Source organism: Leptotrichia sp. OH3620_COT-345, assembly GCF_003932895.1.
Lineage (GTDB): Bacteria > Fusobacteriota > Fusobacteriia > Fusobacteriales > Leptotrichiaceae > Pseudoleptotrichia.
In genome coordinates, this window is record NZ_RQYW01000195.1 from 1 (window position 1) to 263 (window position 263).

At 29.7% G+C, this 263-nt stretch carries 1 protein-coding gene; it reads left to right on the plus strand.

Annotated features, from left to right (window positions below; genetic code table 11):
• Positions 1-263: hypothetical protein (locus tag EII29_RS12535; RefSeq protein WP_158612580.1), on the plus strand; the 263-nt coding region annotated here is incomplete at both ends.

Genomic DNA, 263 nt, shown 5'->3' on the forward strand with positions numbered 1-263 from the left:
GCCTAATGAGTACGAATATGAAGGACTTGTAGAAGGAGATTATGTAACTACATTAAAAGGGAAAAAGGTAACGGTAAATGAAAAGATAAACAGAAACAATACTCTTGAGCTGATAGGAGAAAAGGGAATAAACTTAAAAGAAGATATAGTATCAAGAATATTAAGTATAGATACAAAATCAAACTTGGAAAATAAGAAAGAAATAAAAGGACTTGATACATTATCGGTAAGGGCAAAAAATATAGAAAATGAAGGTCGACTTT